At 34.7% G+C, this 15,057-nt stretch carries 10 protein-coding genes; 4 read left to right on the top strand and 6 right to left on the bottom strand.

Features of this window, described 5'->3' with window-relative positions; translation table 11 throughout:
* Window positions 1-50: 50 nt before the first annotated feature.
* The 6 genes from QZ260_RS10145 to QZ260_RS10120 form a co-directional block, all read right to left on the bottom strand.
* Window positions 51-2,612 carry a M4 family metallopeptidase gene (locus QZ260_RS10145; RefSeq protein ID WP_295985763.1) on the bottom strand — a complete coding sequence of 854 codons (2,562 nt, stop codon included), beginning with the start codon at window positions 2,610-2,612 and terminating at the stop codon, window positions 51-53.
* A 121-nt stretch (window positions 2,613-2,733) separates the two neighbouring features.
* Window positions 2,734-4,002, bottom strand: coding sequence for a hypothetical protein (locus QZ260_RS10140; protein WP_295985761.1), 1,269 nt, complete (start codon window positions 4,000-4,002; stop codon window positions 2,734-2,736).
* 25 nt (window positions 4,003-4,027) lie between these two features.
* Window positions 4,028-4,945, bottom strand: coding sequence for a hypothetical protein (locus QZ260_RS10135; RefSeq protein ID WP_295985760.1), 918 nt, complete (start codon window positions 4,943-4,945; stop codon window positions 4,028-4,030).
* 16 nt (window positions 4,946-4,961) lie between these two features.
* Window positions 4,962-6,401: a SusD/RagB family nutrient-binding outer membrane lipoprotein gene (locus tag QZ260_RS10130; RefSeq protein WP_295985759.1), complete on the bottom strand. Its 1,440-nt coding sequence runs from the start codon at window positions 6,399-6,401 to the stop codon at window positions 4,962-4,964.
* Window positions 6,402-6,410: 9 nt separating this feature from the next.
* Complete coding sequence (locus QZ260_RS10125) at window positions 6,411-9,536, bottom strand: SusC/RagA family TonB-linked outer membrane protein (protein ID WP_295985757.1); 3,126 nt, start codon at window positions 9,534-9,536, stop codon at window positions 6,411-6,413.
* A gap of 117 nt (window positions 9,537-9,653) precedes the next feature.
* Window positions 9,654-11,348, bottom strand: coding sequence for a ShlB/FhaC/HecB family hemolysin secretion/activation protein (locus tag QZ260_RS10120; RefSeq protein WP_295985755.1), 1,695 nt, complete (start codon window positions 11,346-11,348; stop codon window positions 9,654-9,656).
* A 178-nt stretch (window positions 11,349-11,526) separates the two neighbouring features.
* Between QZ260_RS10120 and rpsL the strand changes: the two genes are divergently transcribed.
* The 4 genes from rpsL to rpsJ are packed head-to-tail and all read left to right on the top strand — an operon-like array spanning window position 11,527 to window position 14,849.
* Complete coding sequence (gene rpsL / locus QZ260_RS10115; RefSeq protein ID WP_019386263.1) at window positions 11,527-11,901, top strand: 30S ribosomal protein S12; 375 nt, start codon at window positions 11,527-11,529, stop codon at window positions 11,899-11,901.
* Between the two features lie 21 nt (window positions 11,902-11,922).
* Complete coding sequence (rpsG, locus tag QZ260_RS10110; protein ID WP_295985747.1) at window positions 11,923-12,399, top strand: 30S ribosomal protein S7; 477 nt, start codon at window positions 11,923-11,925, stop codon at window positions 12,397-12,399.
* Window positions 12,400-12,405: 6 nt separating this feature from the next.
* Window positions 12,406-14,532: an elongation factor G gene (gene fusA, locus QZ260_RS10105; protein WP_295985743.1), complete on the top strand. Its 2,127-nt coding sequence runs from the start codon at window positions 12,406-12,408 to the stop codon at window positions 14,530-14,532.
* Window positions 14,533-14,543: 11 nt separating this feature from the next.
* On the top strand, window positions 14,544-14,849 hold the full coding sequence (rpsJ, locus tag QZ260_RS10100; RefSeq protein WP_295985741.1) for a 30S ribosomal protein S10: 306 nt from the start codon (window positions 14,544-14,546) through the stop codon (window positions 14,847-14,849).
* Window positions 14,850-15,057 lie beyond the last annotated feature (208 nt).

Below are 15,057 nucleotides of genomic sequence, written 5' to 3'. Positions count from 1 at the left end.
AGAGACTGATAAATCAGTCTCTTTTAGTAGTTTAAAAAATAACTATATTATTATTGCACAATTAATTTTTGAGTAATTGCACCTTCACTAGAGTACACTTTAAAGAAGTAAATCCCTTTTGAATATGTACTTAAATCTAATTGAAACGTATTATTCATTACCTCTGTTCTAGCAGTCATCTCTTTTCCAGTAATATCATAAATATTATATTGGAAATCTGAAATGCTTTTCATTTTAATATTAAAAATACCAGAAGACGGGTTAGGGTAAATACTAATATTATTATCTAAAAAGTCAAAGTCATTAATTGATAACGCTTCAGAACAGTTATAAATAACAATCTCGTCTACAAACCAGCCTATGGGGCCATTACATTCATCAGTGCCAAATTCCCATCTCAATTTCAAAGTAGAATTAGCGGTAACGCCTATAGCAGATAAATCAATAGTACTTTGGCCCCATTCACTTTCACTAACTCCCGGTCCTTCATCCATTCCAGAAAAAGCTTCTTCACCCTTCATTGGGTTGGTATTATCAGAAGAATTATTGAGTGTCATGTTGTATGCATTTTCAGTAAATGCTGATCCAGGTATAATATCCCAAGTAATACCATTATCTAAACTGTATTTAATGTTTCCTCCATCAAAATTTTCTTCAATAGTAGCACTATGGTTAAAGGCTAAACTAAAAGTTCCACTAGTATAGTTTGGCATAGTTATGCTTGGGCTTTCTAAACGTATTATGCCGTTTTCAAAATCTGTACCACCACAATTATCTCCAACTAAGTCCCCTTTTGCATATATAGCTTGTCCTGCTCTGCCATTTGGTAAATTACCTACTACAGTCCAATCTCGAGGAAACCAAGTAGAAGGATCTACAGGAAGTTGTGAGACTGTCCAGGCACCAAGTCCACTTTCCCAATCTTCTAAGAAAACAGGGTTAGACATTGCAGCTCCACATAAAGCAGTTGAAGGCCCAAGTATAGTTTCATAAACACATAGATTGTCTGTACGCAATTCAACAGCTATTAAAGTATTTGTAACTTGTGTTAAATCTGCTGCAGTTATTATTTCACCCGATGGACCCGCCGGTGTGGACGTCATAGATATACCCTCTAAATTAATACCAATTAAATCATTACAAGATGCTTCAATAGCATCAGCAAAATCGGCAAAACCGCTTGTGCTAGTCAAATATTCGCTTTGCGCTCTAAAGAATATATGTGCTGCCTTGGTAAAACCTAGACCAGTTATGGTTTGCCCATTAAATATGCCTCCATCTACAAGTAATGCATATGCGTGATTTGGTATTCCTGAATTAATGTGTACACCACCGTTATCTCCGGAGTCACACCAAAAGTTGCTAGCAGTAACCTTATCTGGATCACCATTTTTTTTTGGATCCCACATATCTCGAATAGCTCCGTTAAAAGCAGATGCATCTTCGCCCATCTTCCAACGAACCGAACTACGTGAGTTGGAACGCAGGTTAAGATTTTCGCCCTCATCTTCATAATCATTAAGTAAATCTACTGTTTCACCCCATACATCTGAAAAGGACTCATTTAAAGCGCCAGATTCATAAGCATAAACTAAATTACTATTATATTGAGTATAAGCATGCCCCCATTCATGCGCTACAACGTCGTCTGATGCAGTACCATCACAATAATTAGCAGAGACACCATTCCAAGTAGCATTAGGACAATTAATATTTGGATTGTTATTTATAGTTATCATTTCAGCACCTGCATTATCATAGGAGTCAACACCAAAGGCATTAAAAAATAAATAATACATATGACCTGCTGCTGCTACTTCATTTTTCCCCCATTGACTTAGAAAGAAAGTTGATCCACCTTCAGAGTATCTTTGGTTAGCAAGATTTTCTTCATATAAACTTCTGTTTAAAGCATGTGCTATTCCAGTAAATTGTTCAACCAATTTACCAGTATGCGCATCAATAAATAAATATTCTCTCACGTCTACGTCATTTCTTACTTCAATTCTGTAGGCTAGATGTTTTGCAGTAACATTTCCTTGAACTAAACCTTTTGGAAATATTAATAACTTATTTGTTATAGTTTTTAAAGGTTCACCTGAATAGTTTATGTTTTGATTTTTAACAAGATTTATGGCAATAGTCGCACTTTCAGTTTTGGATAACCTTGGAACGGGGTTTACATTAATATCCGAAATAATAGTGCCATTTATAGAGGTCAAATTTTCATTTTTATCAAAATGAAAACGAAGTTCAGAATCAAAAACTGGTACACCTTTAAAATATTGCTTTACTGTGTACTGTTTTAAACCGTAGTTGTCTGTTTTAGCAATACCATCTTTTAATGATTCATTTGCATCGGCAATGGCATACATAGATTTATTTTGAGATAAAAAGTTATTAGCTTTTTCCTTCAAACTTTTTCCCGCTAGGGTATATGCCTTATTTAGCGGAAATTTAATAAAATTAGGAGTTTCTAAATTTTTATTAAATGAAATCTTTGCTTGTGATTTCTTCGCAAAATCATTAATTGCTTTTTGGGTGTTTTCTTGAGAGGTAGCACATAGTGATACAAATACCAACCCAATTAAGAGTAATGTTGTTTTTTTCATTTTTTTTTTTTTGGAAGATACAAAAAATGAACACCAATTCGATAAATATGTAAACTAGTATTAAAAAAAAAGCCACTCTATATTTAGAGTGGCTTTTTAAAATATTTGATTTATTTTAAAATTAGTCTTTAGTAACAGTGGCTATGAAATAATCTTGAGCCATATAGCCATTTGCTAACATCCAATCATCTACAGCAAAACCTTCCTGGTCTAAATTATAATTTAGAGTTAGAGTATCACCTACAAGCGTTCCCGTTGCATCAATTGTATAAGGATATAGAGCTCCACTATATAATGTTGTAAAGATATATTGAGATTCAATTGTAACATTTCCTGATCCATCAACAGTGTAATAAACGTTAGCCTCTTCAACTATTTCCTCACCCCAGATGTTTAACATCCATGATGCGTTGATTCCTCTTAAAAATGTTCCATCACAATCTACATCACTAACAATTTCACTGGCATATCCAGAAGCCGAAAATGCATCAATTACGTCAGTACCTGACCAAGTGTTCGACACAAAATTACGTTCACCTACTTCCTCAAAAGCATAAGATGTTCCTGTTTTGGTTATTTTTGCCAGAGTAACGAAATTTGCACCACATAAAGATGCGCTATTTAAAGCAGCAGGGAAAAAATGAGTTTGTCCGTTAATAGTACCTGCCTGATCAAAAGTAAGAGTTAGATCAAAATCAACAGGAACATCATAAGCGTCATAAAAATCAGATACTATATAGTAGACTCCGTCAGGAGCAGCACCACTTAAAACATATGATTCTGCAGATCCACCATCAGCTCCATCCAAAACATTGGTACCATCAGTTAACAATAAACGTAAATCACCAGCATCATAAACGCCTATCTCGTTTCCGAAATTATCAGTAATTGTTGTGCCTAGTGCCCAATCTAATCCAACGGCTAAATCACCATCAGTATAATTCATAATACTGAATGTAACTGTTTCAGAATTTGTAGCTGTAACGTTAGATTCGAAGCCTGTACCTATTTTTATAGAGGCAGTTTCTGTTTCTTCAATTAAATCATCAGTATGTATAGTAATCACATCTGAAACAGAAGTTGCTCCAGCTGGAATTCTTACAGAATGAGGAAATGAAAAATCATCACCTTCAGTTGCGGTACTACTAGGTTGTAGTTCAAGATATACAACTACAGCTGTTATCTGTGGTTGACTTAAAGATACTGTAAATGCATAATCAGCTTCTGTTTCTATTAGAGATTGACTATTAGCAAAATCTAGTGATACCGATAAAGCTGGACTTGAAGGTTTAGCTACGCTATCGCCAGTTAGGTCGTCACTATTTTCACAAGCGAGGGCTAAGACAAAAGCACTTAGAACCAACGCTATTTTATATATATTATTTTTCATATTTATTATATTTTGTTAAAGTGAATTAGTCTACTTGTTTTACAAGTCGTTCAAAAAATTCTCTAGTAGCTCCAACACCCCTGAAATAACCTATTGTAAATTCTAGAACGTCTTCACCATTTGCATCATCAGGAATAGCACGTGAAGTAGAACCGTCACAAGTTATTGATTCAAAAGCACCAGTACCACCGGTACAAGTCATAACTGGAGACCCATTTAGTAATAAATCACCATCTTCTAAATCTTTATCAAATGCAGTTATTACGTTAGTATCATTATCAACACTAAAGAAAAACTCATTATCATCCCAGTAAGCTAAACCTACGTGTCTGTAAGTAGTGGCATCAACAGATTCAATAATTCTGTCTCCTCCAGACCAATTACCAATAAAATTACCTGAATTCCAATATTCACTTTCTACTACCGAATATATTCCTGCATAACGTGTTCCAACAGCTACCTTAGTTGTCGAGGAATTATTATGAGTGTTACCTTCACTAGTTTCTGATTCATATTCTAAAATCCAGAAGTCACCGATATTCAATCCACCATCATCACTAGGCAGAGGACTTCCGGCTAAAGTTAATCCTGCAATTAATTCTTCATAAGTAAATGTTAAATCAAATTGAGCAGTTGAACCTATGCTTAAATCTGAAACTTGAATAGTTTTGAGTAATGTTCTATTACTACTTTGACCCGTCATGTTATCAGTAAATGTGTTATACACATTTATTAAACCGGTTGTTACTTCTCCTTGAAATACAGCTCCTGCTGCTGCGTAAGTGTTTCCACTACCAACAACATAACTGATTAAAGGATTCCCGACATCGACATAGCCACCAACGGCAGCATTTCCAGTCAATTCATCATTGTCATCATCAACACATGAAAAAATCATGGTTGATACAAATAACGTTAAAATTAATTTTTTTAATGTTTTCATAATTTTTCTTTTTTTTTTATTGCCAAAATAATGACGATGTTAATAAATCACCACCAAGACTTGAAGCTGCAGAATCATAGTTTTCTTTGTTTAAAGAAGCTTCTAGTGTTGGATAATAAAGACGTGATGGTATTGAACTTTCAGCACCTTCTGCTGCAGGTAAAAGTGCAGGTATGTTAGTTCTTCTCCATTCAGTCCAAGCTTCAAAACCTTGACTAAATAGTGATATCCATTCTTGAGTAGCTATCTTGTTACGTCCGTCTGACTGAGAAGCAAAATTTAAGTTCTCTTGAGCGATGTAAGAAGCAGCATCAAGTCCATTCCAGCTAAAGTTAGCTGTGATTCCTTGATAATAATAATTTTTAGCAGCTGGTATTCCACCAGATATAAAACCTTCATTGGCAGCTTCTGCCATTAAAAAGCTTAATTGAGAGTAAGACATAATTACCGCAGGTAATTCAGGTTGTAAGTAAAAATCACCCAAACCAGAAATATTAGCATAAGTATAGCCTAACTCTTCATTTGGCAGTGGTGTTTGATTTCCAAAACCAGCTGGTTTACCAACAATATCGCCACTAGCGTTAGGCGATGCGTAAGCCTCTAATCTAGGATCACCTAAACCTTCTAATATGTCAACTAAAGCTAACCCTATTTTATATTCAGGTCTATTTCCATCAACAACAGTTTCCCAAATAGGATTTGCATCGGGTGCTACCGAAAGATAAACTAACTCAGCACTATCTGCATTGCTAGAAAACATTTGGCCACCACTTAAAAGAGCGCTTAACTCTGAAGACACATTTTTGGTTCCTGAAATTCTCATTAAAGCTCTAAACTTTAAAGAATTTGCTAATTTCAACCACTTTGATGCATCACCACCATAATATAAATCAGACGATGCTGTAATAGTTCCAGTACCACTAGATAATAAAGAAGATGCACGTGTTAATAAATCAATAACACCATCATAAACAACCTCTTCACTATCGTAAGCAGGTTTTAAAATAGCACCATTAACAGCTTCAGTATAAGGGATTGGTCCATAGAGATCAGTTAATGTTTGATATCCTATAGCTTGCATTACTAACGCAACACCTTGTAAGTTTGTGTTTCCATCAGCTTCTGCTAAGTCATACATAGCTGTCGCTTCAGAAACGGTTAATGTGTAGATATTGTTCCATATGGCATCAATAACACCCCTACGTGGTACATATCTTGCTTCGTCGTTGTACTGTACTTTTGACCATAATTGAGCCCAACAAGCTCCCATGTCTCCTCCTCTTTGCATGCCATAAGTAGCATTGCTAAATTGTCTTTGTGCATAACCCAATACTAAATCAGCTGGAATAGCTACTGGGTTATTAGGGTCTTTATTTAGTTCTTCAAAGTCCCCATCACAACTTGTTGCGAATGAAATACTGATAAGAGCTAAAAATATTATTTTAAATTTTTTCATGATTTTTTTTTAGAATTTTAAGTTTATGTTGAAACCAACAGTTCTTGCTGAAGGGTATTGACCAAATTCTTGACCTTGGTTCCCATTTGAACTACTAAACCCTGTTTCTGGGTCAATATGCGGAGCTTTCTTATAAAGAATCGCCAAGTTTCTACCTACTATCGAAAACTTAACAGCTTCGAAAGGTGAATTCTTAAGCAATTCAGAAGGTACACTATAACCTAAAGTCATTTGTCTTAGTTTAACATAACTTGCATCAAATACAGAACTGGATTCAATACTATTACTGTAAGAGGCTTGGTTGAAAGATTGTGCGCCAACAACAACGTCGTTTGTCACAAATCCACCATTTCCATCAGCTCTAACACCATTACCAACTACACCTGTTTCTCTACCAACTAAAGACTCTTCTAAAGTACCAGCATATCTACCCCAAGCATAAGTCATACTGTGCACATCTCCACCAATTTTGGCATCGATAAGTGTTGAGAAACTTAAGTTTTTATATCTAAGCGTAAAGTTCGCACCACCTGTAAAGTCTGGAGCAATATCTCCAAGTACTTGTTGGGACTGATCAATAGCTGGAAGACCATTTTCATAGATAACTTGTCCATCAGGAGTTCTTTCGAAATCACGACCAACAATTACACCGTAAGGTTGACCTGGTCTAGCCTGAAGTGTAACACCCCATTGACCTCCTAGAACATAACTATCTAGTTCACCTAATGACACAACTTCGTTTTCGTTTTTAGCAAAGTTTACATCAACATCAAAGCTAAAATCGTCGCTTCTTACTATTGTACCACCTAATTGGATTTCAATACCTTTATTACTCATATCGGCAATATTATCCCAAGAGTTTGTAGAACCTGTTGAAGATGATACTTGAATAGGAACTAATAAATCCTCACTTTGTTGATCATAGTAAGTAGCACTTAAGCGTAGTCTATTAGAAAATAATTTAGCATCTAAACCAAACTCTATACCGGTTACTGTCTCAGCTTTTAATTCCGGGTTGAATTGTGTATTTGGTAAGAAACCTTGGTTACCAAAACCAGTGTTAGTTAAACCAAAAGTAGGAATAATGTTGTAAGGTGCTAAAGCTCCTGTACTACCTACTTGAGACCAACCACCTCTAATTTTTAAGAAATCAATTTTCGCTCCTTTCATATCAATCATCTCAGATAATAATAGAGAAGTTGCTACTGAAGGGTAGAAGAATGAATTATTTTTAACAGGTAATATACTTGCATAATCTTGTCTTGCAGTGAAGTCAATAAATATCATATTTTTGTATGAAAATTGACCGAATCCAAAGACACTATTAATCTGCTGGTTTCTTGAAAAGCTACTCACATTTGCAGTTGCACCTGTTTGTAGGTTTGAAAGTGTATATAAATTAGGTAATTCTAAGCCTGGAAGAAAACCTGAAGTAGAATTATATCTTCTATTCATATGCTGGAAACCAACACTTGCAGAGAATCCAAAGTCTTCAGATATTGGTTTGTTCACAGACAATAAAGATGTTGCATTAACTTCTTCAAAACGTCTTTGAACTTCAAAATAACTACCATTCTGAGCATTATTACTACCAACAGCTTGTCTTTGAGTTTCCAACTGACTGTAAGTATCGATACCTATTTTTTGGCTAAATGATAACCAATCTGTTAGTTGATAAGATACATCTATATTACCGATTAAACGATCTTTAGCTAGAGTGTTTCTGTTTGTATCCAATACCCAGTAAGGATTGTTTTGGAAGTTATGATTCCAGTTTAAAGGCGTTCCTGCAGCAGCAGTTCCCGCTGGCGCTAATGGAAAGCTTTCCCAGTTTCTTAATTCTTGAAAATCAACCTGTCTTGCAGACCAAATAAATTGTTGGAAAGGATTTTCATTATTATAACCAGAGATAGGTAAATTATCACTATCTGTGTTAAAGTAGTTTAGAGACACACCAGCAGTCATACGCTCGCCAAGCTCTAAAGAACCGCTAATACCAACAGTAATCTTTTTTAACTCTGTATTAGGAACCATACCTTGTTCATCTGTGTTACCAATAGATAGCCTAAAGTTATTATTAGTAAATGAAACATTATTAGATATGTTAACTCCAGTATCTAAGAAGTTTTTAACATTATCTGGATGAGATACCCATGGTAAAGCTCTTCCTCCGTTTAATTGAGAATTCCATTGGATAAACTCAAGGCCAACGTCTAAAGGAGCACCCCAACTTTCATCTACACCATCACCAGCACCACCACTTGCACCATCAACAAATTCGAAGTAAGTAGTATCACCACCTTGTCCATAAGAATTTTGATAATCTGGTAAAAGTAAAGGATTAGAGAATGTTACGTTTGTATTAACTGAAATACCAAACTTTTTAGATCCATTACCTTTTTTCGTTGTAATAACAATGACACCGTTACCTGCACGTAATCCGTATAATGCAGCTGCATTAGGACCTTTTAGAACCGTTACAGATTCAATATCGTCAGGGTTAATGTCTGCAGCACCATTTGGTAAATCAACACCACCACCAGAACCAGCGTTACCAAAACTTCTATTATCAACAGGAACTCCATCAACAACATAAAGCGGTTCGTTATTACCAGTAATTGAAGAGTTACCCCTTAATACAATTCTAGATGAAGCACCAACACTACCAGATGTACCAGTAACTTGTACTCCGGCAATTTTTCCACTTAATGCATTTGAAATGTTACTTTCCCTTGCTTCAGTCATGCCTTCACCTTTTATTCCTTGTACAGAATAACCTAAGGCTTTTTCTTCTCGCTTGATACCTAAGGCAGTTACTACAACTTCCTCTAAGGCTTCAGCATCCTCTTGTAAAATTACATTAATTGAATTTGAGGCACCTACCGCAACTTCTTTAGTAGTATAACCAACAAAACTGAATACAAGAGTACCTCCTTGATCCACATTAATTGAATATTTACCATCAAAATCTGAAGATGTACCTGAAGAAGTACCCTTAACTAAGACAGTTGCCCCAGGAAGAGGTAAACCAGAACCATCTGATACCGTACCTGAAATTGTCTTTTCTTGTGCAAACGTTAGTTGCACAACAAACGCTAGTAATAGCGTTAGAATTCCACTAAACTTTGTTTTCATTTTATAATTATTTGAATTAGTCAATGTCAAAAATCATAATAAAAAGTTAATAAAACAATAAATAAGGGTTAAAATTTAAGAAAAAGGCCAAATTTTTAAGAAAATGACAAGATGTGGCTAGAAATTAGCTGTTAAACTGAGGTGTATTTTAGAATTGGAGAGTTTAAATTGGGTATTCTCAGTTTTTCCATTCGCATAATTAAATCGTAATAGTCCCGCTTTTGTAAGAATTCCGAATCCAAAGCCGTATCCGAAGAGTTTTTCCTTAGATTTTGTTATTTTGTTTTCAAAATATCCAGCATCAATAATAGTATGTAAATAAATTGAATTGTTTAGTTGATATCTATACTCTGTATTTATTACGCCAAATAGCGAGGCAAAGAGACTGTTTTCTTCAAATCCTCTTATAGAATTAATGCCTCCAAATCGTAATAGTTCATTCTCGAAGTAGGTATCCGTTATCAAATTAGAGCCGTTAACCTTTATAAAGAAGCTATTTTTGTTATTTAATAAGAATATCTTTAAGGCATCTATGGAGTATTGTGCTTGATTTTCTGAATTTGTAGACGTTGTTTTCTTTCCGAAGCCGGCTTCTAAATATAATTTAGATTTTATGGGAAAAAGGATATTGTTGGATTGTGATTTTAAATATTGATAGGCTATAGTATAGTGTTGGGTTTTGTAATCTGATATAATGGGGTTTATATTCTCGTTAAGAAGATTGTTCGATTCTGTTGAAACAATGCCAATATACATTTTGTTTTTAGAATTTATCTGATAATGTAATCGAGCAGATTGATTAACGGTTGTGAATGAGGAGTCTCTTTTAAAAATCCTTAGTAGTAAGTCTGCACCAATAGGTGTGTTAAATAGATAAGGTAGTGAGACGTCTGTTTCAAAAGTTTTTTGATCGTTTTCATCACTCTTATATAATAATCTAAATGATTCGCCAAAATTTAAATTATTAACAAGGTTTAAATTTAAATAACCATCAAATTCTAGCTTGTTGGTGTCTTCATTGTTTCCAAACCCTAAAAAGCCATCAAAAGCATTGCTTTTGGATTTTTTAAGATACAGGTATAAGGATGTGGAATCTTTTGAAAATAATACTTCGGGGGATTTAATCTCATTAGCGAAATTCAAATTATTTAATTGGCTGGTTTTTTCTTTAATGCTATTTAAATCAAAAACCTGCTTAGGTTTTATTTTCAGAAAGTGTTTGAGATACGAGCGTGGAAATTTTTCATAACCTTTAATAACGATATCGTTGATGATTCTTTTCTTTTCAAAGCCGTTAACAGTTAAAATCGCTTTTAAATTAAAAGCGTCTTTAATTGTTATATTAGATAATTGTAGTTTAGAAAATGGAAATCCTTTTTTAGAAATTTCAGAATTAATAAAATTAAGTGCACTCTCAACTTCAGAAAATTTCAGAATAAAATAATCTTCAAACACATCTTTTGACACCAAGTTTAAAATAGACGTATCAATATTGTTTTTATTGTAGTCTATATATATGGTGTTAAATTTGTTTTTTAAATGAATTTGAGAATAGAAAGCTGTGTCGTTTGTTTTTTTTAAACTCTTTAATTCATTTTCAATATAACCTATTTTGAAAAGTGCTGCGTTTATAAGGTCTACTTCAGATTGGATGGACTTAAAATCGGTATGGAGTTTTAAATACCCCAAAGAATCTATAATACTGGATTCAATTTTATTTTGGCCTTCAATTTTTAAGGATAAATCTTGACAAAACCCTTCCGTTGAAAAAAGCACACATACAATAAGGATGAAATAAGGCGTTTTTATCACGTTTTTATTGGCTAATTTTTATGTAAATCTAACGGAAAATCTAGGCTAATAATATAGCTAATGTTATTTTTTTTAAAAACTCTTAAAAATTAACCAATTAGGGTTTGAATTATTCATTTTAATTTCTACCTTTGCAGCCCTCTTAAAAAGAGGATAATAAAATTTATATATATTATATATGCCAACAATTTCGCAATTAGTAAGAAAAGGAAGAGCCAAAATAACCAAGAAGAGTAAATCGGCTGCTTTAGATTCTTGTCCGCAAAGACGTGGTGTGTGTACTCGTGTTTACACAACGACTCCTAAAAAACCTAACTCAGCAATGCGTAAGGTAGCAAGAGTTCGTTTAACAAACGGAAACGAGGTTAACGCATACATCGGTGGTGAAGGACATAATCTGCAAGAGCACTCGATAGTATTGGTTAGAGGTGGAAGGGTAAAAGATTTGCCAGGAGTTAGATATCACATTGTACGTGGTGCTTTAGACACAGCAGGTGTTTCAGGTAGAACGCAACGTAGATCTAAGTATGGTGCTAAACGCCCTAAGAAGTAATTAAAACTTTAAGAAGAAGACATGAGAAAAAGAGCAGCAAAAAAGAGACCGCTTTTGCCGGATCCACGTTTTAACGACCAGTTAGTAACTCGTTTCGTTAACATGATGATGTGGGATGGAAAAAAGTCTGTCGCTTTTAAAGTATTCTATGATGCAATTGACATTGTAGATTCAAAAAAGACTGACGAAGAAAAAACAGCATTAGAAGTCTGGAAAGATGGTTTATCAAATGTGATGCCTCACGTAGAAGTACGTAGTCGTCGTGTTGGTGGAGCAACATTTCAAATACCAATGCAAATTCGTCCAGACCGTAAAGTTTCTACGGCAATGAAATGGCTAATTAGCTATTCTCGTAAAAGAAACGAAAAATCTATGGCATTGCGTTTAGCTTCAGAAATTTTAGCAGCAGCTAAAGAAGAAGGAGCAGCTGTTAAAAAAAGAGTGGATACTCATAAAATGGCAGAAGCAAATAAGGCATTTTCTCACTTTAGATTTTAATAGGAAATGGCAAGAAATTTAAAATTAACTAGAAATATAGGTATTGCTGCTCATATTGATGCAGGAAAAACTACTACTACAGAGCGTATTCTTTATTATACAGGGGTTTCTCATAAAATTGGAGAAGTACATGATGGTGCTGCAACAATGGATTGGATGGAGCAAGAGCAGGAAAGAGGAATTACAATTACTTCGGCTGCAACAACTTGTGAGTGGGATTTTCCAACTGATAATGGAAAAGCTACGCCTGATACAAAAGGATATCACTTTAATATAATAGACACACCAGGTCACGTTGATTTTACGGTTGAAGTAAACCGTTCTTTGCGTGTTCTTGATGGTTTAGTGTTTTTGTTTAGTGCGGTTGATGGTGTTGAGCCACAATCAGAAACTAACTGGAGACTAGCGGATAACTATAAGGTACCAAGAATTGGTTTCGTAAATAAAATGGACCGTCAAGGATCTGATTTTATGATGGTTTGTAACCAAGTTAAAGAAATGTTAGGCTCTAATGCAGTGCCTATCGTTTTGAACATTGGTGATGAAGAGAACTTCAAGGGTATTGTCGATTTAGTTAAGAATAGGGCTATTGTATGGCATGAAGAAGGTATGGGCGCAACATTTGATGTTGTTGATATTCCTGAAGAGCTTAAAGAAGAGTCAAGAATCTTACGTGGTAAACTTATTGAAGAAGTAGCTAGCTACGACGAGAACTTATTAGAGAAGTTTATGGAAGATGAAGATTCTATTACAGAGGAAGAAGTGCATAATGCACTTAGAGCTGCTGTAATGGATATGGCTATCATTCCAATGATTTGTGGTTCTGCATTCAAAAATAAAGGGGTACAATTCTTATTAGATGCCGTATGTCGTTATTTGCCTTCTCCTATGGATAAAGAAGGTATTGTGGGTGTTAATCCAGATACAGATAAAGAAGAATTACGTAAGCCAGATGTAAAGGAGCCTTTTGCTGCTTTAGCATTTAAAATTGCTACAGATCCTTTTGTAGGTCGTTTAGCATTTTTTAGAGCATATTCAGGTCGTTTAGACGCAGGATCATATGTGTTAAACAATCGTTCAGGTAAAAAAGAGCGTATTTCACGTATTTATCAAATGCACGCTAACAAGCAAAATGCAATTGATTATATAGAAGCTGGAGATATTGGAGCTGCTGTTGGATTTAAATCCATCAAAACAGGAGATACTTTGTCGGCTGAAAAGCATCCTATTGTTTTAGAGTCTATGGACTTCCCAGATCCAGTAATTGGTATTGCGGTTGAACCTAAAACTAAAGCAGATGTTGATAAACTGGGTATGGGCTTAGCTAAATTAGCTGAAGAAGATCCAACGTTTACTGTGCGTTCAGATGAAGCTTCAGGACAGACTATTATCTCTGGAATGGGTGAGCTTCACTTAGATGTTATTGTTGATCGTTTACGTCGTGAGTTTAAAGTTGAAGTAAATCAAGGTCAACCACAAGTTGAATATAAAGAAGCTATTACACAGTCTGCTGATCATAGAGAAGTTTATAAGAAACAATCTGGTGGTCGTGGAAAATTTGCTGATATCGTATTTACGGTTGAGCCTGCAGATGAAGGTGTAGTAGGTCTTCAATTTGAATCTGTAATTAAAGGTGGTAACGTTCCTAAAGAATTTATCCCTTCAATTGAGAAAGGATTTAAAATGGCTATGGTTAATGGACCTTTAGCAGGATATGAAATCGATTCTATGAAAGTGACATTGAGAGATGGATCTTATCATGATGTGGATTCTGATCAGTTATCTTTCGAATTAGCTGCAAAGTTAGGATTTAAAAATTGTGCAAGAGCTGCCAAGGCAGTAATAATGGAACCTATTATGAAGCTTGAGGTTATTACACCTGAGGAAAATATGGGTGACATCGTGGGTGATTTAAATCGTCGTCGTGGACAAATGAGTGATATGGGTGATAGAGCAGGTGCAAAAACTGTAAAAGCCACTGTACCACTATCAGAAATGTTTGGTTATGTTACAACATTAAGAACACTATCATCAGGTCGTGCAACGTCAACAATGGAATTTTCACACTACGCTGAAACACCGTCAAGTATATCTGAAGAAGTTATTAAAGCGGCTAAAGGAGAACAATCTTAAAAGTTAAGAAAATGAGTCAAAAAATCAGAATAAAATTAAAGTCTTACGATTTTAACTTAGTAGATAAATCTGCTGATAAGATTGTAAAAACAGTAAAAAGTACTGGAGCTGTTGTAACTGGACCAATTCCATTACCAACGCACAAGAAAATTTTCACTGTATTACGTTCTCCACACGTAAACAAGAAATCAAGAGAACAATTTCAATTAAGCTCTTATAAGAGGTTATTAGATATTTACTCTTCGTCATCAAAAACAATTGATGCGTTAATGAAACTTGAATTGCCAAGTGGTGTTGAAGTAGAAATCAAGGTTTAGTAATAAACTTACATGTCCTAAGCTTCGTGCAAAGGAAAAACGGTAAAAATACAATTCAAGGCTGAAACGTATTTTCGGCCTTGAGTGTTAATAACAAATAGTAATAAATTAAATAAATAATTATGTCTGGGTTAATTGGAAAAAAAATCGGTATGACCAGCATCTTCGATTACTGTACATGGCATATTCTTACCATTTTCATCGAAGA

The sequence above is a fragment of the uncultured Algibacter sp. genome (genome assembly GCF_905480415.1).
GTDB lineage: Bacteria > Bacteroidota > Bacteroidia > Flavobacteriales > Flavobacteriaceae > Algibacter_B.
This window is presented reverse-complemented; position numbering and strand designations above follow the sequence as displayed.

What these genes read in the sequence shown, in the direction of transcription:
- rpsL (WP_019386263.1), top strand. Translation starts at nt 11,527, where the DNA reads ATGCCAACAATTTCGCAATTAGTAAGAAAAGGAAGAGCCAAAATAACC.
- fusA (WP_295985743.1), top strand. Translation starts at nt 12,406, where the DNA reads ATGGCAAGAAATTTAAAATTAACTAGAAATATAGGTATTGCTGCTCAT.
- QZ260_RS10140 (WP_295985761.1), bottom strand. Translation starts at nt 4,002, where the DNA reads ATGAAAAATAATATATATAAAATAGCGTTGGTTCTAAGTGCTTTTGTC.
- QZ260_RS10130 (WP_295985759.1), bottom strand. Translation starts at nt 6,401, where the DNA reads ATGAAAAAATTTAAAATAATATTTTTAGCTCTTATCAGTATTTCATTC.
- QZ260_RS10125 (WP_295985757.1), bottom strand. Translation starts at nt 9,536, where the DNA reads ATGAAAACAAAGTTTAGTGGAATTCTAACGCTATTACTAGCGTTTGTT.
- QZ260_RS10135 (WP_295985760.1), bottom strand. Translation starts at nt 4,945, where the DNA reads ATGAAAACATTAAAAAAATTAATTTTAACGTTATTTGTATCAACCATG.
- rpsG (WP_295985747.1), top strand. Translation starts at nt 11,923, where the DNA reads ATGAGAAAAAGAGCAGCAAAAAAGAGACCGCTTTTGCCGGATCCACGT.
- rpsJ (WP_295985741.1), top strand. Translation starts at nt 14,544, where the DNA reads ATGAGTCAAAAAATCAGAATAAAATTAAAGTCTTACGATTTTAACTTA.
- QZ260_RS10145 (WP_295985763.1), bottom strand. Translation starts at nt 2,612, where the DNA reads ATGAAAAAAACAACATTACTCTTAATTGGGTTGGTATTTGTATCACTA.